The organism is Exiguobacterium alkaliphilum 12/1, from assembly GCF_000714435.1.
GTDB lineage: Bacteria > Bacillota > Bacilli > Exiguobacteriales > Exiguobacteriaceae > Exiguobacterium > Exiguobacterium alkaliphilum.
This window is the reverse complement of record NZ_JJMW01000015.1, coordinates 81,238-105,786: the sequence shown is the minus strand read 5'-3', so window position 1 is coordinate 105,786 and position 24,549 is coordinate 81,238. Positions and strand designations below refer to the sequence as shown.

23 protein-coding genes are annotated in these 24,549 nt (G+C 53.8%); 6 read left to right on the top strand and 17 right to left on the bottom strand.

What is annotated here, in order from left to right:
- Positions 1-35 precede the first annotated feature (35 nt).
- From RT52_RS02000 to dnaE, 7 genes are all read right to left on the bottom strand, one after another.
- On the bottom strand, positions 36-500 hold the full coding sequence (locus RT52_RS02000) for a DUF441 domain-containing protein (RefSeq protein ID WP_034814776.1): 465 nt from the start codon (positions 498-500) through the stop codon (positions 36-38).
- Between the two features lie 68 nt (positions 501-568).
- A complete protein-coding gene (gene pyk, locus RT52_RS01995) occupies positions 569-2,311 on the bottom strand; it encodes a pyruvate kinase (protein WP_034814774.1) in 1,743 nt (580 codons plus the stop codon).
- A gap of 95 nt (positions 2,312-2,406) precedes the next feature.
- Positions 2,407-3,375 (bottom strand): 6-phosphofructokinase, encoded by a 969-nt coding sequence (pfkA, locus tag RT52_RS01990; RefSeq protein ID WP_034814773.1) that lies wholly within the window; start codon positions 3,373-3,375, stop codon positions 2,407-2,409.
- A gap of 160 nt (positions 3,376-3,535) precedes the next feature.
- A complete protein-coding gene (locus RT52_RS01985) occupies positions 3,536-4,471 on the bottom strand; it encodes an acetyl-CoA carboxylase carboxyl transferase subunit alpha (protein ID WP_034809302.1) in 936 nt (311 codons plus the stop codon).
- Positions 4,464-5,318 carry an acetyl-CoA carboxylase, carboxyltransferase subunit beta gene (gene accD, locus RT52_RS01980; RefSeq protein ID WP_034814881.1) on the bottom strand — a complete coding sequence of 285 codons (855 nt, stop codon included), beginning with the start codon at positions 5,316-5,318 and terminating at the stop codon, positions 4,464-4,466. Before accD ends, RT52_RS01985 begins: the two co-directional genes overlap by 8 nt.
- 14 nt (positions 5,319-5,332) lie before the next feature.
- Positions 5,333-5,887, bottom strand: coding sequence for a FadR/GntR family transcriptional regulator (locus tag RT52_RS01975; protein ID WP_034814771.1), 555 nt, complete (start codon positions 5,885-5,887; stop codon positions 5,333-5,335).
- A 77-nt stretch (positions 5,888-5,964) separates the two neighbouring features.
- The gene (gene dnaE, locus RT52_RS01970; protein ID WP_034814769.1) at positions 5,965-9,135 is read right to left on the bottom strand and encodes a DNA polymerase III subunit alpha; all 3,171 of its coding nucleotides are present in this window, start codon (positions 9,133-9,135) and stop codon (positions 5,965-5,967) included.
- A gap of 101 nt (positions 9,136-9,236) precedes the next feature.
- On the opposite strand from dnaE, the gene RT52_RS01965 reads away from it, so the two are divergent.
- A complete protein-coding gene (locus tag RT52_RS01965; protein WP_034814767.1) occupies positions 9,237-9,428 on the top strand; it encodes a YtzJ family protein in 192 nt (63 codons plus the stop codon).
- Between the two features lie 16 nt (positions 9,429-9,444).
- Here RT52_RS01965 and RT52_RS01960 read toward each other — a convergent pair whose 3' ends face one another.
- Positions 9,445-10,410, bottom strand: coding sequence for a DHH family phosphoesterase (locus tag RT52_RS01960; RefSeq protein ID WP_051690242.1), 966 nt, complete (start codon positions 10,408-10,410; stop codon positions 9,445-9,447).
- A 77-nt stretch (positions 10,411-10,487) separates the two neighbouring features.
- On the opposite strand from RT52_RS01960, the gene RT52_RS01955 reads away from it, so the two are divergent.
- Positions 10,488-10,802: a YtpI family protein gene (locus RT52_RS01955; RefSeq protein ID WP_034809293.1), complete on the top strand. Its 315-nt coding sequence runs from the start codon at positions 10,488-10,490 to the stop codon at positions 10,800-10,802.
- Between the two features lie 41 nt (positions 10,803-10,843).
- Here the strand turns inward: RT52_RS01955 and RT52_RS01950 are convergent, their stop codons facing one another.
- Positions 10,844-12,154 carry a DRTGG domain-containing protein gene (locus RT52_RS01950; RefSeq protein ID WP_034809290.1) on the bottom strand — a complete coding sequence of 437 codons (1,311 nt, stop codon included), beginning with the start codon at positions 12,152-12,154 and terminating at the stop codon, positions 10,844-10,846.
- 160 nt (positions 12,155-12,314) lie between these two features.
- Here RT52_RS01950 and RT52_RS01945 point away from each other — a divergent pair, with 160 nt between their 5' ends.
- Positions 12,315-13,412 (top strand): M24 family metallopeptidase, encoded by a 1,098-nt coding sequence (locus RT52_RS01945; protein WP_034814879.1) that lies wholly within the window; start codon positions 12,315-12,317, stop codon positions 13,410-13,412.
- A 36-nt stretch (positions 13,413-13,448) separates the two neighbouring features.
- Here the strand turns inward: RT52_RS01945 and RT52_RS01940 are convergent, their stop codons facing one another.
- Both RT52_RS01940 and RT52_RS01935 read right to left on the bottom strand, forming a co-directional pair.
- Positions 13,449-14,171, bottom strand: coding sequence for a metallophosphoesterase family protein (locus RT52_RS01940; RefSeq protein WP_034814765.1), 723 nt, complete (start codon positions 14,169-14,171; stop codon positions 13,449-13,451).
- 10 nt (positions 14,172-14,181) lie between these two features.
- Positions 14,182-14,907: an SDR family oxidoreductase gene (locus RT52_RS01935; RefSeq protein ID WP_034814763.1), complete on the bottom strand. Its 726-nt coding sequence runs from the start codon at positions 14,905-14,907 to the stop codon at positions 14,182-14,184.
- A gap of 183 nt (positions 14,908-15,090) precedes the next feature.
- Here RT52_RS01935 and RT52_RS01930 point away from each other — a divergent pair, with 183 nt between their 5' ends.
- Positions 15,091-15,528, top strand: coding sequence for a universal stress protein (locus RT52_RS01930; protein ID WP_034814761.1), 438 nt, complete (start codon positions 15,091-15,093; stop codon positions 15,526-15,528).
- Positions 15,529-15,577: 49 nt separating this feature from the next.
- On the opposite strand, the gene RT52_RS01925 is transcribed toward RT52_RS01930, so the two are convergent.
- The 4 genes from RT52_RS01925 to tpx all read right to left on the bottom strand — a co-directional run bounded on the left by RT52_RS01925 (position 15,578) and on the right by tpx (position 19,422).
- Positions 15,578-16,168: a 3D domain-containing protein gene (locus RT52_RS01925; RefSeq protein WP_034814759.1), complete on the bottom strand. Its 591-nt coding sequence runs from the start codon at positions 16,166-16,168 to the stop codon at positions 15,578-15,580.
- Between the two features lie 442 nt (positions 16,169-16,610).
- Positions 16,611-17,822, bottom strand: coding sequence for an acetate kinase (locus tag RT52_RS01920; protein WP_034814757.1), 1,212 nt, complete (start codon positions 17,820-17,822; stop codon positions 16,611-16,613).
- Between the two features lie 125 nt (positions 17,823-17,947).
- Positions 17,948-18,835 (bottom strand): class I SAM-dependent methyltransferase, encoded by an 888-nt coding sequence (locus RT52_RS01915; protein ID WP_034814755.1) that lies wholly within the window; start codon positions 18,833-18,835, stop codon positions 17,948-17,950.
- 98 nt (positions 18,836-18,933) lie between these two features.
- The gene (gene tpx, locus RT52_RS01910) at positions 18,934-19,422 is read right to left on the bottom strand and encodes a thiol peroxidase (RefSeq protein WP_034814753.1); all 489 of its coding nucleotides are present in this window, start codon (positions 19,420-19,422) and stop codon (positions 18,934-18,936) included.
- Between the two features lie 152 nt (positions 19,423-19,574).
- Here tpx and RT52_RS01905 point away from each other — a divergent pair, with 152 nt between their 5' ends.
- Positions 19,575-20,393, top strand: a complete 819-nt coding sequence (locus RT52_RS01905) for an NAD kinase (RefSeq protein ID WP_034814752.1) — start codon at positions 19,575-19,577, stop codon at positions 20,391-20,393.
- A 40-nt stretch (positions 20,394-20,433) separates the two neighbouring features.
- On the opposite strand, the gene RT52_RS01900 is transcribed toward RT52_RS01905, so the two are convergent.
- Positions 20,434-22,005 carry an amidohydrolase gene (locus RT52_RS01900; protein ID WP_034814750.1) on the bottom strand — a complete coding sequence of 524 codons (1,572 nt, stop codon included), beginning with the start codon at positions 22,003-22,005 and terminating at the stop codon, positions 20,434-20,436.
- A 75-nt stretch (positions 22,006-22,080) separates the two neighbouring features.
- Positions 22,081-23,811: a septation ring formation regulator EzrA gene (gene ezrA / locus RT52_RS01895; protein WP_034814748.1), complete on the bottom strand. Its 1,731-nt coding sequence runs from the start codon at positions 23,809-23,811 to the stop codon at positions 22,081-22,083.
- Positions 23,812-24,047: 236 nt separating this feature from the next.
- On the opposite strand from ezrA, the gene RT52_RS01890 reads away from it, so the two are divergent.
- The gene (locus tag RT52_RS01890; RefSeq protein ID WP_034814746.1) at positions 24,048-24,530 is read left to right on the top strand and encodes a GAF domain-containing protein; all 483 of its coding nucleotides are present in this window, start codon (positions 24,048-24,050) and stop codon (positions 24,528-24,530) included.
- Positions 24,531-24,549 lie beyond the last annotated feature (19 nt).

Below are 24,549 nucleotides of genomic sequence, written 5' to 3'. Positions count from 1 at the left end.
AAAGAAATGTAAGCGTATCCAGTCGTCAAAATTTGTCAAAACCATTTCTCAAGCAGTTGATAGCCGCCTAAAATGAGGGCGGCGATCCCTGCCCCGACGAGCGGCCCGACCGGTACACCTTTCATAAAACCGACCGCTAAAATCGTTCCGGCAAGGAGCGCCGTCGTCACGACCGGGTCGACGCGCATGAGTTGAACGCCCTGGCCAGCAGCGACGGCGACGAAGATCCCGGAAGCGAACGCGATGACCCCGACCGGCCCTTTAATACTATTCCACAATTCACGAAAACCTATGTCTCCCGTTGCAATCGGAACGAGGACGGCGATGGTGATGATTGTCACGCCCCAATGGATCCCTTTCGAGGCGAGCGTCGGGAACAGTTGATCACCGAACCCGACCGCCTTGATAATCAACAAGACGCTGCTGGCGATGATGACCGATTGGTTATGCGAGACGATCCCAATTAAGACGAGCAACAATAAGAATAGATACGCACTCATATGACTCCTTCTTTCTGAATGGAAAAAGAACCGACCTCATCGCTAAGGTCGGTTCGATTGGCATTCGATTACGCGTTGTAGATTTTACCAGTGAGTGGGTCGATCGAAATCATCTGACCATCACGGAGCGTTGATGTCGCAGACTCGACACCGACGATGACTGGTTTACGAAGCGATGGTCCGACGATGCCGGCATGGCTCGTCAATCCGCCGTCTTCCGTGATGATTCCAGCCGCTTTCTCGATCGCTGGCATCATTTCTTTATCTGTGAACGGTGCGACGAGGATCATACCCTCTTTCGCTTTCGCGTTCGCTTCTTCCGCATTGTTCGCAACCACGACTTCGCCGACGAGACCGCGCTCACCGATGCCGCGTCCGTTCGCGAGGGCGTGACCGACGATGTGAACTTTCATCATGTTCGTCGTTCCAGCAGTCGCAGCCGGGATTCCTGCTGAGATCACGACGAGGTCGCCATCTGTGACAAATCCAGCGTGACGTGCTGCCTCAGAAGCCTGTACCAACATCTCATCCGTGTTGTTCGGCATCGTGTCGGCGACGATCGGGTATACGCCCCAAACGAGGTTCAATTGACGTGCCACGCGCTCTGATTCCGTCACCGCGATAATGTTCGCCTCTGGACGATACTTCGCTGTACGGGCAGCCGTGTAACCTGATTGTGTCGGCGTCAAGATTGCTTTCGCGTTCAAGTTGATTGCCGTGTAGGCAACCGCTTGTGAGATTGCATCCGTCACCGTGTGCTCGCTGCGCTTCTGGCGATCTTTGAGCAAGTTTTTGTAGTCGAGCATTTGTTCCGTGCGAACAGCGATCGCTGCTTGCATTTGAACTGACTCGATTGGGTAGTCCCCGGCAGCCGTCTCACCAGAGAGCATGACTGCATCTGTCCCATCAAGGATGGCGTTGGCAACGTCCGACGCTTCCGCACGTGTCGGGCGTGGGTTGCGTTGCATTGAGTCGAGCATCTGTGTAGCCGTGATGACTGGTTTCCCGAGGTCGTTACATTTCTTGATCAATTCTTTTTGGACGGGTGTCACTTCTTCCGTCGGGATCTCGATACCGAGATCTCCACGAGCGACCATCAAACCGTCAGAAATCGCCAAGATTTCGTCGATATTGTCGACACCTTCTTGGTTCTCGATTTTCGGATAGATTTTGATGTGTGACGCGTTGTTGCGTTCAAGAAGTTGACGAATCTCAACGACGTCAGACGCACGGCGGACGAACGATGCCGCGATGACATCGATGTCTTGTGAAATCCCGAACTCGATGTCGGCGATGTCTTTGTCTGTAAGGGCAGGAAGGTTTACCTTGACGTTAGGCAAGTTGACACCTTTCTTCGTCTTGATAACGCCTTCGTTTTCGATGACGCAGCGAAGATCACGGTTCGGGAGCTTCTCAACGACAAGGAGACCGATGAGTCCGTCATCGAGCATGATGCGTGACCCGACTTCAACGTCTTCGTAGAGACCTTCGTACGTGACCGAGAAACGATCTTTCGTTCCGACGATTTCTTCTGTCGAGACGATGATGACTTCTTTTCCTTTTTCGAGGAGTGCTTTTCCGTCTTCAAACGTATGTGTACGGATTTCAGGACCTTTCGTGTCAAGAAGAACCGTCACGACTTTGCCGGCAGCTTTTGCTGCTTCGCGGATGTCGCGGATACGTGCGCCGTGCTCTTCATAGTCACCGTGTGAGAAGTTGAGACGGGCGACGTTCATACCGGCTTCAATCATTTCCGGAAGACGTTTCTCTGAAGCTGGTCCAATCGTACATACAATTTTCGTTCTACGCATAAATAAAAACCTCCTAGGGGATGTATTACATTTACACACAGAAAACGGGGGGTCAACCGACCTGATCCCGTCTCTGTGGAGTTCACTGGTACTCGTTAAATCGAAAGTTGGTTCGAAAGATCGATCAACTGCATATCGAGCGTGTGCTTGTTGTGATCGAGCGCTTCGTCGATATCGAGATCCATCAACTTACCGGCACGAATGCCGACGACACGTCCTGCCTTGCCTTCGAGCAAGATTTCGACGGCGTAAGCACCCATGCGGCTCGCAAGCACGCGGTCCGCAGCAGTTGGGGAACCGCCACGTTGAATGTGTCCAAGAATCGTCACGCGTGTCTCTGAGTTTGTCTTCTCAGCGATCATTTTTCCGATCTCTTCCGCACTGCCGGCGCCTTCAGCGACGACGACGATCGAGTGTTTCTTACCGCGAGCCACACCATGGTTGATGCGTTCCACGATCGCACTCAAGTCTTCTGGACGTTCTGGGACGAGGATTGACTCGGCACCACCGGCAAGACCGGCATAAAGTGCGATATCACCTGCGTCACGGCCCATCACTTCAATGACATACGTCCGTTCATGGGATGATGCCGTGTCGCGAATCTTGTCGATTGCGTCGAGCGCCGTGTTGAGCGCCGTATCGAAACCGATTGTCGCGTCCGTTCCTGGGATGTCATTGTCGATCGTACCTGGAAGTCCAATCGTCGGGAAACCGAGTTCCGTCAACTTTTGGGCGCCACGGTATGAACCGTCTCCACCAATTACTACGAGCGCGTCGATGTCGAATTTCTTCAACTGCTCGACCGCTTTCGCACGACCCTCTTCCGTTCTAAACTCAGGGCAACGGGCCGAACGTAAGAATGTTCCTCCGCGTTGAATGATATCGCCGACCGAACCGAGGTTCAATTCGACGAGATCTCCTTCGATTAGACCTTGATAGCCGTTATACACACCGTACACTTCTAGACCTTCGAAAATTGCTTTTCGGGTCACGGCACGGACTGCAGCGTTCATTCCAGGGGCGTCTCCCCCACTTGTCAATACCGCAATACGTTTTAAATTCACGTCACTCACCTCTTATGTGTTTTAACGAAATCTGAAAATAAAATACCATGTCTGACCTTTGTTTTACAACACAAGTATGTGAAAAAAAAACATGGGGTACGTTCGGAAACGGTCAACCGGTGAACGATTGAACGGTTTGGCTATGCGGTTGTTACCGTTTTCACGAGCCAATTGTGCCAATTTGATGATATTTGGCGGCACGACCGCTTAACAGCTCGTCTCGGCTCTGTTGTCCTAAGTCTTTGATGTGTTGTGTTAATACAGGCTTCAGAAGTGAAGACTGTAATGACACATCCATATGCGCGCCTCCGAACACTTCCGTGACGACTTCATCGACGATCCCCAATCCATACAAGTCTTGTGCTGTAATCTTCATCGTCTCAGCAGCACGTTCCGCAAGTTTCGCATCCTTCCAGAGCAATGCGGCCGCCCCTTCCGGCGAAATGACGGAGTACGTGCTGTTCTCGAGCATGAGCAGACGGTCGCAAACACCGATGCCGAGCGCACCGCCAGATCCGCCCTCCCCGATGACGACCGAGACGATTGGCGTCTTGAGCGTCGCCATCTCGAACAAGTTGCGCGCAATCGCTTCACTTTGTCCGCGTTCTTCGGCGGCTCTACCCGGATACGCCCCTTTCGTATCGATGAACGTGATGATCGGGCGATTGAACTTCTCCGCTTGTTTCATGAAGCGCAATGCTTTTCGATACCCTTCCGGATGGGGCATCCCGAAATTCCGCGCCATGTTCTCTTTCGTGTTCCGCCCGCGTTGGTGTCCGATAATCGTGACCGGTGCACCGTCGAGCGTCGCAATCCCTGCGACGATGGCCGCATCGTCATATCCGTGCCGGTCACCGTGAAGTTCAATGAAATCTGGGAACAGTTGATTGATGTAATCGAGCGTCGTCGGCCGTTTCGGGTTCCGAGCCAACTGGACGCGATCCCACGGTTTCATATTCCCATAAATGTCTTTTTCTAATCGGTGTAACTTCGCTTCGAGATGGCGAATCTCACGAGACAAATCAATCCCTTTCGTCTCGGCCGTCTCGCGAAGTTTATAAAGTTGTTCGTTCACTTCTTTGATTGGATCAAACACGGTTCACACCTCCACCATGTAACGTGATCATGTTGTGTAAAAACGTACGCATCTGTTCACGATGAACGACGGCGTCAAGCTGACCCGCCTCTAATAAAAACTCAGCGGTTTGGAAGTTTTCCGGAAGCTTTTCACGAATCGTCTGTTCGATAATCCGGCGACCGGCGAACCCGATGAGCGCGCCCGGCTCGGCTACGTTCAAATCGCCGAGCATCGCGAAGCTCGCGGAGACCCCGCCCGTCGTCGGATGCGTTAAGTAAGCGATATAAAGAAGGCCGGCCTCATCATGTTGCTTCAATGCGATTGACGTGTTCGCCATCTGCATGAGGCTGACCATCCCTTCTTGCATACGCGCGCCGCCAGAAGCGGTGAACAAGACGACCGGCAAGCGTTCGGCGGTCGCTCTTCTTACGGCTGAAGCGATCGCTTCCCCGACGTAGGCGCCCATCGAACCCATCCGGAAGCGTGCGTCCATGACGCAGACGACGAACGGTTGACCAGATATCGTTGCCCGTCCGCAGACGATGGCTTCTTCGATTCCGGTCCGCTCTTTGTCTTTCGCCAACTTTTCTTCATATTCAGGAAAGTCGAGCGGATTTCGCAACACATTCGGTCCTGCAAACTGTTCAAACGAGCCGCTGTCGACGAGCATCGCGATGCGTTCATCGGCACTGAGCGGGAAATGATACCCACAGTCGCATACTTTATGATGTTCGTTCAACTGTTTCGTGTAATGCATATATTTACAAGCTGGACATTTTGTCATCAACCCTTGCGGCGCATCAATCTTTGGTTCTCGTTGGCGCAACGGCATGTATCGTTTTGGTTTCTTGAAAAAAGCAGTCATCGCTTCCCCCTCGTTCATTCCGGCATCCCCACTTTACGCCACATTTCAAACAGTTCAGTTCGTTCGTCTAAGCTATATAAGTCACCTGTCTCCGTCCCATCATAAAAGCGGTTGACCTCGCTCCAAATGCGGATGAACAACTCGTTCTTCAAACTGAAGATGAGCTGTTGACGGAACAAGCGGTCCGAGGTCAAGACCGCTTCGAGCGCCTGCACGCGCTCTCTCGTCGGTTCGACTTCTGAGAACGCCAATCGTTCGAGCAAACGGAGCATCTCGACAATGTCGGTCGCTTTCGTCTGCTTCGTCACGATAAACTCAGACAAAATCTCGATGTAGCGATGTCGATCTTGCTCACACAAGAACGTGCCGCCACCGTGCCGCGTCTCGACGATCCCTAAAAAACTGAGGGCGCGCAACGCTTCTCGGACCGAGGACCGGCTAATCGACAACGTCTCGGCGAGTTCGCGCTCTGACGGGAGACGATCTCCCGGTTTCAATGACGCCTGAACGATTAACGAACGTATTTTCGAAATGTTTTCGTGAAATGAGGATGCGTGTTTTCCATGCATCTGACCGTTCAACTCCCTTATTTAACATGGCATTCTCTCTAAAGTGGTCAGACCAATTAATCAGATTATACCACTTTTTATGACTTGGTACTAGTTTTCGTACCAGCCATTTTCGAGTCCACTCGTTTCAAGACGACTTCCGTCTCACCGAACCGTTTCTTCAACGCCTGCATCAACGATTCCGTCGGATTGACCGAATACGCGGAAGCGAGCTGCTTCACTTCTTTCGAGTCCGAAAAGCGACAGACGACCGGCACATCGCCCGGTGACGCATGTAGCAACTCTTCGAGCTCCGCGAACGTCTCGCGCCGAAGACGGACGAACAACGCCTGCCCGTGCAATGGCCGCACGCGTTCGACGATCCATTGGCGGCGGCCGTCCCGCTCATTCGAATGGACTTCGAGCAATAGGACGTTGCCGCTATAGAGCGATCGGCCGAACGCTTGGAACACGCGCGGGAAGATGACGACTTCGTCTTGGGTGACGCCGTCGTCGACCATCATCACACCCATGTCCTCATGCTTCTTCGTTTTGAACGTGCGAATCGCATCGACGTATACGACGACAAATCCCCTTTCCCCCACTGATACTTCATCGAGCGTCACGGTCGTCACATTGAGCGGTGCGACTGTCATTAATGGTGAATGGACGATCCACGTCCCGAGCGCCTCCCGCTCTTCTTCCGACCAGTTCGGTTCGACCGGCTCTGTCCGTTTCAAACCGAGCGCGGACAGTTCATCCGGCAAGAGATGGGTATCCGCTTGTTCGCGTAGACGCGTCACGGCGAGGAACGCTTGTCTACGCTCACCGTGATAGAGGCGATCGAGCGCACCGGCACCGAGCAATCGCCGCAGCTTCAACTCGTCTTTTGCGCCCCACTCCATCAACTCTCGCAACTGTCCTACATCCTTAAACGTTTCATGATGCGCTATTAAACGCTCGACGTCCCGCTTCGTCAAGCCTAGGATCGCCTTGAGCCCGAGTCGCACGCCCGGACCTTCAAGGAACGGGCCGGCTTGTCCGTGTAACACGTCAGGCGGATAGATTGGGATTTTATCTTTTCGCAACATCCGTACGAGTTGACTCGTCTTGTCATAGGTCGTGACATAAAACACCCGTTGAAAATGGGCTTTCACATAGGCGAGCCGGTAGCTGATCAGGCTGTATGCGACCGCGTGCGAACGGTTGAATCCGTAGCCGGCAAACTTCTCGATCCACGAGAACACTTGACGCATCGAGTCCTCTCCGTAAGAAGCGGCAGACCGCTCGAGAAAACGCGCCTTCTCGACTTCGATCGTCGCGACATCTTTTTTGGCGATGGCCCGTCGTACCAAATCCGCCTCGGCGTACGAGTAACCGGCCAGTTCACGCAATAGACGCATCACTTGCTCCTGATAGACGAGGACGCCGTGCGTCGTCGTCATCAGTTCACCGACGACCTGGTGGACCGGCTGATAGGGCATGCCGTGCTTGCGCTTCGCGTACGTCTCGATAAACTGCATCGGTCCCGGACGATAGAGCGACATCGTGACGACGATATCTTCGAATGCGGAAGGCTTCACTTGACGGAGCGCCTGTTTCATCCCATCCGACTCGAATTGGAAAATGCCATCCGTGTCACCACGGGCCAACAGACGAAGCGTCTTCGCATCGTTGAGCGGGATCGTCTTCAACGAGAACATCGCGTCGGACTCACGGATGAGCGTCTCCATCTGCCGGAGCCGGGTCAAGTTCCGCAAGCCGAGTAAATCAATTTTCAAAAGACCGAGCGCCTCGAGATCCTTCATATTATATTGCGTCACTTGTTCGCCATCCGTCGGTTGGAGCGGCGTGACGTTCTCTAACGCCTCCCGGCTGAGGACGAGTCCGGCGGCATGGATGGAGGCTTGGCGGGGCAATCCCTCGAGCTCCGAGGCGATCTTCAATAACTGGGACCGCTTCTTACTGCCGGCGAACCATTTCATCTTCGTCGGATTAGACCGCACGCCTTGAAGACCGTCATCGCGCACTTGTTTGCTGGCCGCCTGCCCTTCTTCGAGCGTCATGCCGAGGGCACGGGCGACGTCGCGGAGTGCCGCTTTCGCCCCGAACGTGGCAAGCGTCCCAATCTGGGCGGCATGATGTGCCCCGTACTTCTCGAGCACGTAGCGGACGACTTCCTCACGGCGCTCGTCTTCGAAGTCCAAATCGATATCAGGCATCGATACACGTTCCGGGTTCAAGAAACGCTCGAACAGCAAGTCAAACTGAACCGGGTCGACCTCGGTGATGTCGAGGGCGAAACTAACGAGCGAACCGGCCGCAGATCCGCGCCCCGGCCCGACTTCAATCGCTTCACCCTTGGCGAAACGAACGATGTCCTCGACGATGAGGAAGTACGAGGCGAAGCCGGTCCGTTCGATGACCTCGAGTTCATAGCGCGCCCGCTCGAGATACGGTTCACGGAGCAACCCCTTCTGCTTTAGCCGTTCGGCGACGAGCCGCTTCAATCGTGGATAGGCTTCCGACAATTCAGGGATGGCAGCAGCCGCTTCCGGCAACTGAATCGGCTCGACGCCTGCCTCGAAACGCTCCAATTCGGCGAGCTCGTCTGCATCGAACCAATCGTTCATCTCGCTAGGCAGACGCACATGGCGCCCTCGGTGATGGATGTCCTCTTCCGAGATGACGTCCCCTTCCCCGATCGCTACCAAAGCGCGATACGCCTCAAAGTCGTCCTGGCGCATATACCGCGTCTCCGGAGCGGGGATGAGCCGGACACCGAGTTCCTCACGCATTGCCCGCAGCTGCTTCAACACGAGGACGTGCTCTGTCGTCTGCGGTGCAGGCAGACCGAGCCATAGTCGGTCCTCTTTTACGTGATTGAGCAATTGATGGAAGAGGCGACGACGATGCATCGGATCGCTCGTCTTCCAATTATCAGGTAAGACGACGATGGCGAGTTCCGTCGCTTCGGTGATTGCCCCTCCCCCAACGTACCGGTACAACTGTTCGATGTGGCTCGCCTCGACAGCGTACGCGAGCACCGCCACGTCCAGCCCGCCGACCCGTAGCACCGTACGCAAACCGATGACCGGTTTGACGTTATAACGCGCACACAGCCGAAAAAATTGAGGGACGCCGTAATATGCTTCGTCGGCGAGCGCCACGGCACGGCTACCACGTTCGGCCATCTGTGCCACATAGGCTTCCAACCGAACCGTGCTCTGCATCAGACTATACGCCGATTGGACATTCAAATGAAGCATCTGACCCCTCCTCTCTTTTTTGATTATTGTCAAACTCCTATCACCACTTCTCTGATACAATAATTATAGACAAAAGTCATCGTAAAAGGGGGTAAAAGCGTATGATTATTAATCGGGGACAAATCGCGCGCGATAAACTGGCAGATTTGCAAAATGGACAGACCGTGTTCGCCGACAGCCCGGAGATCATCGAACGGCTCCGCAAGTACATCATCGAATATCAACTCGATGTCGTCGAGGACGTGACCGATCGCGGCACGTGGTTCATCCCAAAAGCAGACGAGACAAAATGAAGAGAGCTGACCGCGGTCAGCTCTCTTCATTTTCGAACGTATACGGATGCGCCACCTCGTCAAGCGCCGCAATGACGTCCTCCATCTCTTCCCACTTGTCAATCGTCGCTCCGGCGGCCATTTGATGCCCGCCGCCACGATACCGCTTCGCCACCTCGTTGATGACCGGGCCTTTCGAACGGATGCGGACGCGAATCTCATCCTTGTTCTCGACGAACATGACCCAACACTTTAAGCCTTCGAGCCCCGAGAAGCTGTTGACGAGTTGTGACGCCGCCTCGGGCGTCGCATGAAACGTCCGGAGCACATCCGCATCGATTTTCACATAGCCGACCCCCGCGTCCGTCACGTGGACGTTTTGTAAGACATAACCTTGAAGTTGCAACGTCGCCAAATCGGTCTTATACATTTGACGATATAGCCGGCCCGTGTCAATGCCGAACGATAACAGCTTCGCCGCCACTTCGAACGTCCGTGGCGTCGCGTTACGGAACTGGAAACGCCCCGTGTCCCCGACGATGCCGGCAAACAAGAGGAAGGCTGATTCTTCGTCGAGCGCGAGCCCCCACGCCTCTGCGAGCTCAGCAATCATCTCAGACGTCGAACTGACCGACGTGTCGACGATCTGTTGTGTCGCGTACGGATCTTCATCCGGGTGATGGTCGATTTTGACGACCCTCTTCCCTTTGAGCGCATGTGGCCCGTCAATTCGCTCGTGGTTGGCCGTATCGAGGACGAGGACGAGCGCTTCGTCGTACATCTCCGGTTCGACGTGTTCCATCTTCCCTAAAAACTCTAAATCGCGCACGATTCCACCGACGACATACACGTCCTTCTCTGGATACGCGCGTTCGATGATGCGTTTTAGCCCCAACTGACTGCCAAGGGCATCCGGGTCCGGACGGACGTGGCGGTGAATCAAAATCGTCTTCGCCTCTTCGATTGCTTGTTTGATGCTTGCTGCTTCTGGCCAATGTGCCATAGCCATTCCTCGCTTTCTTGAACGTTATTCTATGGTATGATGATAACAGATTACTTGTCTGAAAGGGGTTTCTTCACTTGGCTCAACTTGTTCTGATCGGGCTCATCCTGTTTGCCCTCGGCGCTTACTTCGTCTATAAACGACGTGCCTATCTTACGAAAACGCCGTATCGAAAAGCATTGTTCAACACGCAGGCCCTCATTTGGCTCAGCATGTTCCTCGCCTTGTTCGCGATCAACCAAATGATTGGCGGGTTCATTCTCGACTCGACCGTCGGCTGGATTGTCAGCATCGTCATGCTCGTTCTCGGTGTCGGCAATGCCATCGTCGGGTTCATCCGCTACCGGAAACTCTATCCGCTCGCTGCCGATGAACCGATTCACCAATCGTGATGATATAAAAATGAGCTGATGAATCCATCAGCTCATTTTTATTAGCGGTCAATCAATTGTGCCGTCACGAGCGCCTTGGCGACGAGTTGCGTCCCTTGCGTCATCTCGACGTCAACTTTCCCGAACTTCCGTCCGAGATCGAACACGTTGGCCGAGACGCGGATTTGACTCTCGATTTGAATCGGCTTCATGAAATAGACGGTGATGTTCTCGACGACGAGATCCCCTTTTTTCATGTGACGCAAGCTTCGCGTCGCCCCCTCGACGAGGAGCGTCGTCAACACGCCTGACGATGCCGTCCCCATATGGCTCGTCATCTGCGGTGCCACTTCGACGGTGAACGCCGTCCCGTTCGAGGTCGGGTCTTCTTTCAACTGGTTCGTGATCATGTTGTCGAACGTCTCGCCGACTTGTGGCTGCCGGTTGGCGAGCTGGAGCGCTTTTAACACATCCTGTCGACTGATGATGCCGAGTAGACGGCCATAGTTGTCGACGACCGGCAACATCTCGATGCCTTCCCATACCATCTGATGGGCGGCGTTTGTCACGCTCGTCTGGACGCCGACGGTGATCGGGCTTCTCGTCATCACTTTCTCAATCTCCGTGTCATGAGACCGATCGATGATGTCCTTCGCCGTGATGACCCCGACGACTTTCATTTGGTCATCGATGACGGGATAGCGGTTATGTTTCGTCCGCTCGTTCAATTCGTGCCAACGCTTCACCGTATCGTCCGCCTTCAAGTAGAACGTGTCGTGCAGCGGGATGACGATATCGGATACGAGTAAAATCTCCTTTTTAATCAAACGGTCGTAGATGGCCCGGTTGATCATCGTCGCCACCGTAAAGCTGTCATACGACGTCGAGATGACCGGCATGCTGTATTTATCGGCCATTCGCTTCACTTCGTCCGTCGTATCGAAGCCCCCGGTGATGAGGACGGCTCCGCCAGACTGCAAGACGAGCTCGTGTGCTTTCTCCCGGTTCCCGATGATGACGAGCGAATCGACGTCGATATAACGCATCATCGCCTCGAGCTTCATCGCACCGATGACGAATTTCGAGAGTGTCTTATGAAGACCGTCGCGACCGCCGAGCACTTGCCCGTCGACGATGTTGACGACTTCGGCGAACGTCAGCTTTTCAATGTTCTCTTTATGCTTCCGCTTGATGCGAATCGTGCCGACCCGTTCGATTGTCGAGACGAATCCCAAGTTCTCGGCTTCTTTGATGGCCCGGTAAGCCGTTCCTTCTGAGACCGCCAACTCTTTTGCGATTTGGCGAACAGAAATCTTGGCTCCCACATCGAGCGACTCGATATGTGCAATGATCTGTTCATGTTTTGTTGTCATGTCACGAGTCCCTTCCCTTAATACATTTTCTGTCACTTTTAGTATACTGTATCAGTCCAACTTGTTCAAACTGTACTAATGAAATGGTTACATTTCCTTTCTGATTTTGAAAACGATATAATGAGTTCGAACATCATTGAACGAGAAGGAAGGGATCGACTTGAACCAACGAACGAACCAAATCGCACAATCTTTGGCGACGAAAGGGTTGGACGCCGCGTTCATCACCTCGAAAGCGTCCGTCTTTTATTTCTCAGGCGTCTACGCCGAGGCCCACGAACGGCTCATTGCCATCCTCGTCTTGAAGAACGGGACGACGGCCATCGTCTGCCCCGCCCTTGAGAAAGGGATTGTCGAGGCGAGCGACTGGACGGGCGACATCGTCACCTATATGGACCATGAGAACCCGTGGGACAAAGTCGTCAAACTGTTCCTCGACCAACAAATCGTCCCAGAGCGCATCGGCATCGAAGGCGAGCATTTGACATATAACCGGGTCGAACAACTCCGGGCCGGTTTCGCCGGACTTTCAATCATCGATTTGACCGAGGAGTTGCAAGCGCTCCGCATGATCAAGTCGCAAGACGAGGTCCGTGTCATGAAGCGCGCCGCCGAACTCGCCGACATGGCCATCGAGGCGGGGATTCGCGCCCTCCTTGAAGGCGTGACCGAGCTCGAGGTCATTGCCGAAATCGAGTATGCGATGAAGAGACAAGGCGTCCGTGAGATGTCCTTCGACACGCTCGTCCTCTTCGGCGAGAACAGCGCCGACCCGCACGGTGTACCGGGAAACAACCGGTTGAAGCAAGGTGACTTCGCCTTGTTCGACCTCGGTGTCGTCTGGCAAGGGTACTGCTCCGACATTACGCGGACCGTCGTATATGGCGAGGCCAGCACGAAACAGCGCGAGATATACGAGACGGTCCTCCAAGCAGAGCTCGCCGCAATCGACGCGGCGAACCTCGGCGCGACGCTCGGCTCGATTGACATCGCAGCCCGTCAAGTGATCACGACGGCCGGATACGGTGAATACTTCACGCACCGCGTGGGCCATGGGATTGGCATCGAAGTCCACGAGTTCCCATCGATGGCAGCCAACAACGACATGACCGCCCAAGCCGGGATGACGTTCACAGTCGAACCTGGCATCTACCTTCCAGGCGTCGGCGGTGTCCGTATCGAGGACGACGTCGTCATGACCGAGAGCGGCCCGATCTTGTTGACGAGTTATCCGAAAGCACTTCAAGAGATCAAATAAAAAAACCAGCCCGCGCGGCTGGTTTTTCTTATGGACTTAATAAAACAAACGATACATGACGTCCCGTTGTGGCACATCAAACCGTTCCATCCGTTCGAGAAACGCACGCTTATCATACGGTACGGCCTGTAGCGCGATCGAGACCCCGGACTCATCGAGTGAGAGGATGCCGTATCGAGCCAAGTCGTCCCGCGCGACGCCGAGCGCACCTGGGTTGAGGTAGCGCTTCGACTCGTCCTCGAACGAATGGATCGGGTGATGATGTCCGAAGCAGATGATGTCCGCCTCATAGTCGCCGAACAGTTGTTGCATGTTCGGAAGCGTCGCCTCGAGAATCTCATGGAACGGGTCCTCGACAATCGGCGCCGCTCGCTTCGCCAAAGGAATATGATAATGGATACCATAAACCCGCTCGTTGCCTACGACTCGGTCTATCGTTCGCGGTAACTGAAATAAAACATCGGCGTACTCCGGAAGCAACGTCCGGGCGACCCACTCGTGGTGCGGGCGCGTATGCGCATAGCTCGCAGGATGGCCTTTCCCTTCAAGGAGCGACAGCACGGCCTCATCGTGATTCCCCGTGATCATCTGGACGCCGCGGTCGAGCAGACGGGCCATGACCTCGTTCGAGTCCGGCCCCATCGCAATCATATCCCCGAGACTCCACACGTCCGTGACGCCTGCCGCGTCCAACTGGTTGAAGACGGCATCGAGCGCCTGGACGTTCCCATGGATATCCGTCAAGATGGCCAATTTCATCTGAATCCCCTCACTTCCGGTATTGATGGACGACGTTCACGCCCCCGGTCACATCGATGACTGCTCCCGTGACCATGTCCGACTCTTCGGCGAGCAAGAACAAGATCATCCGGGCGATGTCCTCGCCTGTCCCGTGCCGACCGACCGGTGTCTGGTCGTCGGCCTCGGCTGCGTCAATCCGCATTTCTTTTTGCGCCCCGACGATGTTCCCCGGGTTGATCATATTCGCCGTGATTCCATGGGCCGCCTCTTCGAGCGCCACCGACTTCGTCAAACTGACGAGACCGGTCTTCGCTGCGGCGAAGGCGGAGCGATGCAGCCAGCCCGGGGCCGTCGCGCTTTCCGGAAAGCCGTACGTGATGATGCGCCCGAACCGTTTCGCGCGCATTGCGGGGATGGCCCGCCGCATGAGCCAAAACGAGGCCGACAAGTTCCCAGTGATGACCTCGTCCCACTCTTCGTCCGATAAGTCGATGAGACATTTGCGGTCGAAGATGTAGGGCCCTGCATTCAAGATGAGCGCATCCGGCTCACCGAACCGCGCCACCGCCTGCTCGAAACCGTCAAGCACCGCTTCTCGGTCCGTGAGCGGCGCTTCAATCATATGTAGCCGTTCGTGCGCCCAATCAATCGGACTCCGTTGTAGCACGCTGACGTGCCATCCTTCCTCTAACAACCGTTCTGTCACAACCCGGCCGATCCCTTTGGCCCCGGCCGTGATGACCACGTGTTTCATCGTCATCCCTCCTCTGTAACATCTTACCCGTTCCCGCGCCCCATTTCCAAACTTCAACCTGCTCGCGAAGAAAGTTGTGAAATTTTCACACAATCTCGCCAGAAGCGGGCGTGAATTTTTATAGAAGTGGTATACTATACATGTAAGCCGCACGTACATTTCAAGCGAAAGGTTGGGATTTACATGGCAATTGTCTACAAACATATCCTCTCTGCCGTCGACGGCTCGAAAGAGGCGGAACGTGCATTCGAAACAGCTATCGACGTCGCGCTTCGTAACGATGGGAAGCTGTATATCGGTCACGTCATCGATACGCGGACGTTCGCCACGGTCGAGGCGTATGACCGGACAATCACCGAGCGCGCCGAGACGTATGCGAAAGAGTTGCTCGATGACTACGTCAACCGTGCCCGTGAGCGGGGCGTCAAAGAAGTCGAGACCGTCATCGAGTACGGCTCCCCGAAAGTGACGATCGCCAAGAAGATTGCACCGAACAATGAAATCGACCTCATCATCTGTGGCGCGACTGGTTTGAACGCCGTCGAGCGCTTCTTCATCGGTAGCGTCTCCGAGAGCATCGTCCGCTATGCCAAGTGCGACGTCCTCATCGTCCGTCAATAAAAAAGAGATCAGCGCCGGCGAACCGCACCGGCGCTGATCTCTTTTTTATTTATAACACTTTGACGGTGACCGTCTTGCGCCCAAACTTGAGCGCTGCACTTTGCGAGTACATCAAGATATCGATTTTGTTCCCTTTAATCGCGCCACCCGTGTCTGCCGCCGTGTAAGTCCCCATCAACTTCCCGCCGACGTACACTTGTACTTTCGAACCGAGCGGGATGACGCGCGGGTCGACCGCGACGACGTTATGTTTTTGCGTGCGAACGTTCCAGCCGAGTGCCGTCTTGCCCGAGCAGCCTTTGCAGTAAGGCGTGTAGGCCGATGCGTTCATCGTATACGTTTTCACGCTCGACTTGGCGACCGGTTTGACCGTGCGTAAGTATTTCGTGGCGATCCAGGCCGTCTTCCCTTTATAGTTGACGCGAATCCAAGCGCCCTTCGAACCGGTGCGCTCCAACTGGTGCCCTTTATTGATCTTCCCGAGTACTTTCCCTTCCACGTGCGCCGCCGCCCGAACGTTCAACCCGTTCACTTGGCTTTGGACATACGTTTTAGAAGCTGCCTCGACTTGTTGTTGTGGTAATAGCATGGCGAATGTCATGACCGTCAGTAATAAGACCGTTCCAATTTTTTTTAGCATGTGGTTCGTCCTTTCCTAGTCGGTTTGTTTGTCGTTGTTCATGTTGTCATGTTCTAAGGTGTTCGATACGCGTACAGTAATCCGATGAGTCAAGACGAGTATGTTTCGTCCAGATAACTATATGACGAATCTAGTCGATGTGCGTTTACAACTAAACTTCATTTGAGTGACATGAAAGTTACGGTTATGTTACAAAAGTTCTTGTTTTTAAAGAATGATGACGTTATTACATCGAGGAATGAACTTTCGTAATATTAATTTACATTTAATGGCTTTATTATGACGTGAGCGTTACAAAGTTTCGTTTTTTCGTCCTGATTGTTACAAACGAGGATCACTAAGCTGACCATTCTCCTATCGAGAATTTGCGCGAATTAGGTCCACAGCACTAAAAAAGGCCATCTTGTTCCATGTGAACAAGATGGCCTTACGTTACGATTGATTAGGCGTGTGTCTCGACGAGGTTCGCGATGCGGACCGTGTCGCGCGCGATGACCAACTCTTCATTCGTCGGGATGATGATGACTTTGACTGGTGAATGCGGATAGTTAATAAACAACTCTTTGCCGCGTGCACCGTTGTTGAGTGATGGGTCCCAGTAAACGCCCATGAACTCGAGGCCACGGAGGATACGCTCACGGATGACGTCCGAGTTTTCCCCGACGCCGGCTGTGAAGATGATGGCGTCTACACCGTTCATCTCTGCCGCGTATTGTCCGATATAGCCGTGGATGCGGTTCGAGAAGATTTTGAGTGACACTTCGGCACGATGGTTGCCTTCAGCTGCCGCCTGCTCGATGTCACGCAAGTCACTCGAGATTCCCGAGAGACCGTAAACGCCCGACTCTTTGTTCATGACGTTCAAGACGTCTTCAGCTGACTTGCCCGTCTTCTGCATGAGGAACGGGATGAGGGCCGGGTCAAGCGATCCCGAGCGCGTTCCCATCGTGATTCCTTCGAGTGGTGTGAAGCCCATCGTCGTATCGATTGAACGACCACCGGCTACCGCTGCGATTGACGCACCGCTGCCGAGGTGGCACGAGATGAGGCGCAAGTCTTCGAGCGGACGTCCGAGAAGCTCGGCCGCACGTTGCGTCACGTACTTGTGGCTCGTCCCGTGGAAACCGTATTTCCGGACACCGTGCTCCGTGTAATACTCGTACGGGAGGCTGTACAAGAAGTTCTCTTCCGGCATCGATTGGTGGAACGCCGTATCGAACACCGCGACTTGCGGGACGTTCGGCAAAATCGTCTGGAATGCACGAATCCCTGTCAAGTTCGGTGGGATATGGAGCGGTCCGAGTTCAACGAACGATTCGATATTCTTCATGACTTCATCGTCGATGACGACCGAATCTGCGTACAACTCTTTTCCGTGAAGGACACGGTGCCCGACCCCTGCGATTTCATCGAACGATGCGATGATTCCGAGATCAATCAATTTTTCGAGCGCGAGCTCGACCGCTTCTTTGTGCGTGTGAAGCGGTGTCACGACGTTGAACTTCTGTCCTTCGCCGTATTTGATTGTGAAGATTGCATCGTCTTTCCCGACGCGCTCGACGAGACCGACCGCGAGCATGTGTTCAGACGGCATTTCGAGAAGTTGGAACTTCAATGACGAACTACCTGCGTTGACTGCCATAATTTTTGTCATGTCATACACCTCTTACCTTTCGATTTAAACGGGTATCTTTATCTGTTCTTTTGAAAACCGATAACTGTATCATAATGAAGATACTTGATATGACATATGTTTTTCAAGTCTTTTGCCTAATAAAATTATGTTGTTTTAAACCAATCATCAATCTGTTTCACGATATTGGCGACAGCGCGGACGTCCGTGAACGATGGCAGTTCGACGAGGAGCGCTTGTTTCGGTCGTTTGACGCCTTCTCCGAGCTTTTGAAGCAGGAGCAAACTCTTCGCATACCGCTCGTCTTTAAACATCGTCGTAGGCAACTGAAGCACGCCTTTGACGACGGCCTCTCGGTCCATCCACTGTTTTAATTTCCCTTCGTCATCTTGTTCAAACAAATTGTTCGGGATGACGAAAAGGCCGTGACCACCCGGAACCGTATGCCGCATCGCCTGTTCCATCATCAGAAAGTGAGCGTACGCGTGGCCGTCGGTCCGGTGCAGATCGTACGTCTTCGCCACCTCATCATTCGGATAATAGCCGATTGGTAAGTCGACGAGCGTCAAGTTTGCTGGTTCAACGAACAGCGGCTCGAGCGCGTCTTGATGGAAATAGGAAACCGGCTTCTCGAGCAGGTTACTGATGGCATAAGACAAGCGGAGCATCGTCTCATCGACTTCGACGGCCTGTGCCGTCGCCTCGTTCAATTGCGACAACACGGCATGGACGAGCGTGCCCGTGCCGCTGCCGAGCTCGAGTAGCGTCGCCTTGTCCTCGACGAGCTTCGTCGCCAAATACCCGATAAACAGACTGACCGCATCCGGCGTCGGCTGATGGTTCGGGGGGAGCGTCGTCGTCTCCTCGAGGACGAGCAGGCTGACCGCCTTCCGTACATCATCCATGTCCTCTGACGCCACGTCGACGCGCTCTAGCACTTCAATCAACGCTTCGAGCGGTAAGACATCTAGGTCAGCCACCAATTTTTTCACATCTTGTTTCCAATCTCGGTACAGTTGTTCGAATCGTTCCATCTTCGTTCATCCTTTCCATACAAAACCGGCTCTCTAACTGAGAGCCGGTCGTTTCACTTCTATTAGTGTAGACGATTCCGGAGAATTCGCCAAGCGAATCAGTTTGCTGCCGCGAACGCTGCGAGCGCTGAATCGAAGTCAACTTCGTCCGTCATCTCGTCCATATACTGCACGTATTGGACCGTGCCGTTTGAATCGACGACAAAGACAGAACGGGCCAAAAGACGAAGTTCCTCGATCAAGACACCGAACGATTTTGCAAAGGAGAGATCACGATGATCCGAAAGCGTGACGACGTTATCAATTCCCGCTGCCGAGCACCAGCGACGCTGTGCGAACGGCAAGTCGTTCGAGACGGTAAGTACCGTTCCGCCAAGCGATGACGCCTTCTCATTGAACGCACGCGTCTGCGCATCGCACACACCTGTGTCGATTGACGGGATGACGCTAATCAGCTTTTTCCCCGGATAGGCCGCGAGTGTCACTTCGTCTAATGAAGTCGTCAGTGCCGTGAAGTCAGGCGCTTGGTCGCCTACTTTCACTGGATTCCCTTGAAGCGTTACGTTGTTCCCTTTAAATGTTGGCATTGTTCCATCCCCTTTTAGCGGAATTGTACGTCCCCATCATATCGATGGCACACGCGTCATGACAAGCATCCTGCTTCGACGCTGTTTCAGTTTTTCCCTATATCCAATTAACAAAACACGGTATAATAGGGAAGACACATACGACAAAGGGGATGACTCAAATGAGAAACAACGTGTATTTGTATCACCGAAACGTCAACGATTTCACAAAAGAAGTGAAAAAACTACGGGAAATCGGGGAAAAGCACGGCTTTAACGTCGTCGAACGCCCTGAGGATGCCAACATCATCGTCGCCATCGGGGGAGATGGCGCGTTTCTCCAGGCCGTCCGCTATACCGGGTTCCGCCAAGATGCGATTTACGTCGGCTTCGGCCGCGGCTTGAACGAGTTTTATTGTGATTTCGACATACATAAACTCGATGAAGTCGACCGCTTGTTCTCGGACAACACGGCCCGCATCGAGGCCGGGCTCGAAGTGCGCAAATATCCGCTCCTTTCGGCTTCCATCAACGAATCGACACCGCTTCTCTGTCTGAACGAGGCGTCAATCAAATCGAGTATCATCAAATCGCTCGCAATCGAGGTATACATCGACGATCTTCATTTCGAGACGTTCCGTGGAGATGGAATGGTCGTCTCGACACCGACCGGTTCGACGGCTTACAACAAATCGCTTACAGGCGCCGTCGTCGACCCGCTCATCCCATGCATGCAAGTGAGCGAGATTGCCTCGGTCAACAACAACCGTTACCGGACGCTCGGTTCTTCGTTCATCGTCCACGAGTCACGCAAACTGTCGCTCCGCATCATCGAGGACGGCAACGACTATCCGATTATCGGCATGGACAATGAAGCGCTCAGCCTGAAGTATACCGACCGCATCGACATCGAACTGTCGGACAAGGTCGTCAAGACAGTGAAGCTCCGCAACAACTCGTTCTGGCATAAAGTTCAACGTTCATTCTTCTAATCCCTAAAGAAAGAGCCTCCTACGCGGAGGCTCTTTCTTGTTACGTCGTGATGACGTCCGCTTCATATACCGGCGTCCCTTCGACGACGGTCATGACGAGACGGTTGTTCAAGATGTCCATCCCCCGAAGGTCAAAGAAGTCTTCCTCCCACACGGTGAACGTCGCATTATAGCTTTGGATGAGCAAGCCGTCACGTCCGTGCGTGTTCGTGGCGACGCGTGGCGAGTACGTGAAGCTCCGGAGCGCCTCATACATCGACAGACGCTCGTTCGGCGCGAGCGTGCTCGAGCCGGCGAATGACTGGCGGGTGACAGCGGCGTAAAGCCCCTTTCGAACGTCGACGTCCGAAATCGGGGCGTCGCTCCCACCGAGGAACAACGCCCCCGTTGCCACCATCGATTTGAAGCGATAGGCGTTGTCGACGCGTTCGTTGCCGAGGCGGTCGAAGAGTAGTTCCATGTCGTCGGACAGGAAGACCGGCTGCGCATCAATCAAGACCGGCAACGCCGAGATGCGCTTCAACAGTGCGTCATCGAGGAGCGACGCGTGAATGATACGATCGCGCGTCCCCCGTTTGGCCGGATATTTCTCAAGCAAGCCGATGAACTGTTCAGCTGCTGCGTCACCGATCACGTGGGCCGCCACGTTCATCCCGTAGGACCGGGCTTTTTTCACGAGCGCCTCGAGATGGTCCGGCCGATGCACTTCGATGCCACGTTGGACCGGGTCGTCCGTATACGGTTCGGACAAGAGCGCCGTCCGGCCGCCGAACGAGCCGTCGACGAACAGTTTCATCGCCCCGAAGTCAAAGCGCGGTCGCTTGTAGAGCGCATCGTGTTGAAGCACACGGTCGACGATTTGTTCATGGACGAGCAGATGTGCGTGAAATGGGACGTCACCGAGCACGTCTTCATACGCCTGAATCGTCTCGAGCGGGTCACCGTGATAGAATAAGTCCTCGGTATGGGCACCGACGATGCCGTGACTGAACAAGGCGTCGACGGCCCGTCGAATCGAGGCGACGTTCTTCTCTTTGTTGCCACCGAGTTCGCGGTGCAACAAGTCGAGCGCTGCGTCATAGAGCACCCCGTTCAGCTTCCCTTCCGCATCGCGCCCGAGCTTTCCGCCCTCGATGACCGTATGATGAATCAAGCCGAGCCGCTCGAGTCCTTTCGAGTTGACGACGGCCACGTGGCGGCACACCCGTTTCAAGACGACGGGACGGTCCGGGATGACCGCATCGATCATCTCGCGCGTCGGCATCTCGCCGAGCAGCCGATCGTTGAACCCTTCCGCGACGATCCAATCATCCCCGCTCGCTTTTTGTTTCATCGTCTCAAGCAACGCGTTCAAATCGGTCGTCTCCGTCGCATCGACCCGATCGAGCGCTTCCCCGTATCCGATTAAATGGATATGTGAGTCTGTGAACGCCGGATAGACGCTCTTTCCTTCAAGATTGACGATGTCCTGAATACGCCCCGCATATGTACGGCGCAGCTGCCCTTCTTCCCCCATCTTCAGGATGCGGCCATGTTCGACATACATCGCCCGACTCATCTCGCCTTCTTTATTCAACGTATAAATCTTTCCGTTCACCCATAACGTTCCCATCACATAACTCCTCCTCGATTCAAAAAAGATTGACGTCTACGTTAATTCCCGTTTACGTCAATCTTCATGCATAGATTATTTTCGAAGCAATTCTTGGTGCTCGATTCCCTTTTCGACACGTTGACGAATCTGACGCGGCGCCGCTTCATCGAAACGGCCGAGTACGCGCTCGCCGATTTCGACGGCCGTCCCATACTCCCCGTGCAAGAACTTGTTCTCAGCGAGCGTCAAGGCGATGTGCACCTCGTTGTCACGACGGCGATAGCGGTTCGCATACTGTAACAGCTGTTCGGCGTACGTGACTTGACGAAGAAGCGCCTTGACCCGGTCCCGGAAGTTGTCCATCGTCTCTTCGATGTCGTGGCTCAAGCCGACGATGTACGTCATGTTGAAAGGCGCCTTCTCGAACTGCTCATCGAGCGACTGGACACTCTTTTGCAGTTGGCGCATGTCGTTCATCAAATCGTTCGGCACGACCGGCATCGCGCTCTTGGCGAGAAGACGACGATGGGCGGACAGTTCACGTTTCCAGCCTTCGAGCTTGTTGCGCACTTCGAGTTCTTCTTTTCGGAGCGAGTTCGTGTTGTCGATAAACCGTTCATGCATGGCCGCGAATTGATCGAGTGACCGTTTCGCTTCCTGCACTTTCGATTTAACGAGGCTGAACGGAAGCATTTGGGCGCTGAGCGCTTGCTCGATGTCATGGACGTTCGCCGAGAGCGTCGTCCGTTCCCGCTCGAGCTGCTCGAACTCTTCGCCGACCCGGGCGTTAATCTCATAGTTACTGATTAGGCGAGACATCTCTTCGTTCAATCGCGTCATGAGTTCTGTTGTCTTCTCATCACGTTCACGGACGGTCGCGAACTCTTTTTTCACGTATTGGCGCGCGTCGACCTCGGTGCGGAACGCTTCGAACAGTTGATCGATATCCGAGCTCAATTGTTGCATGTCCGTCTCGAAATGGTCGAACTCGAGTCGTTCGATGCGTTCCATAAGCGCTTGACGTCGGTCTTCCGCCTGTTCGATTTCTTCCATTAAACCGAGCGGTTCAAGGGCGTATCCGTCCATCTGCATCTCTTTGTGGCCCGAACGGAGCTGGTTGAGTTGCTGTCGTAAGTCGACTTGAACGGTCCGAACGAACTGCGGGATGACACCGACGAGTTCACGAATGTGCGTCACTTTCGCCGACAAGTCTTGTCCCGCCAAGAACGCCTCTGACACTTGCCCAACTTGTTTGAGCGTCATCATCTCGTTACGCTTCGCCTCGGCTGCTGCAATCTCGGCTTCGACGAGGTGATACGTCGGTCCGAACGCATTGTTTTGTGAGACGAGCGTCTTTCTTAGCTGGTACAGCTCTTTCTCGTCTTTTTTGACGATGTCGAGAAGCGACGAATGGTGTTGATTGAACTCATCCATCTCGTCGAGCATGGCGTGCACCATCGACTCGAGTTCTTCAATCAACTGTTCCGTCGCGTCCAAGTCCGATTTCACTTTCAAGAAGCGGTACTTATCGAGATCTTCTTCCGACCGATAAAGCGATTCATCGATTTGGCCGGTATGGACGCTGACGAGCTCGTCCCACGACTGATGCCAGCGATCGAACTTCTCTTTTGTCTCGCCTTCCATCGGCCACTGCTTGAACTTTTGAAGCTCGGCCGGGATACTCGCACTGAGAATACTTTGTTTGCGAATATCCAAATCATCAATTTTTTGGTAATACTTTCTTCGAATGAGCATACTAGCGAGCATGGCCCCTAGCGCGATGACGATGATTCCAATTAAAATCCCGTATAATCCGTAATCCATCTTTGTCACAACCTCCAAGCCGCTTTCATGGACTTATGTATCGTAAAGAAGAAAATGATGTATTTTATAAGTATAGATATACTTAATCATATTATACAACAGTGGATTTGCATAGGTTTTCCAATGGTTTGACGTGAGAATGTTGCGCGCTCATAAAAACGTTTCGGAAGACAAATTGAAAAAATGCGTGTACGATGATGCATATCTGAGCTTGTATTCATATAGGAGGGAATCATATGTTTCAAACGACTGCTTACTCTGGCGACTTGGCCGCCGGCTATGAACTGCTGAACAAACAACTCGCTGCACTGTTAGAAGGCGAAACGAACGAAGTCGCGAACCTCGCCAACGCGAGCGCGCTCCTTAACCAATTTCTAGATCGGATCAACTGGGTCGGCTTCTATATGAAGAACGGTGACGACGCGCTCATCCTCGGCCCATTCCAAGGTCTCCCAGCTTGCGTCCATATCGCATTTGGGAAAGGCGTATGCGGGACAGCCGCTTCAACGCAAGAAACGCAACTCGTGGCGGACGTCCACAAGTTCCCAGGGCATATCGCCTGTGACGCCGCATCGAACTCAGAGATCGTCGTCCCGCTCGTTCGCGACGGCGAGACGATCGGCGTGCTCGATATCGACAGCCCCGAGTTCGATCGTTTCTCAGAAATCGACCGTCATGGCCTCGAACAATTTTGCCAGACATTACTTCGCTTCATCTGATTGACAAGCTGTTTTATTC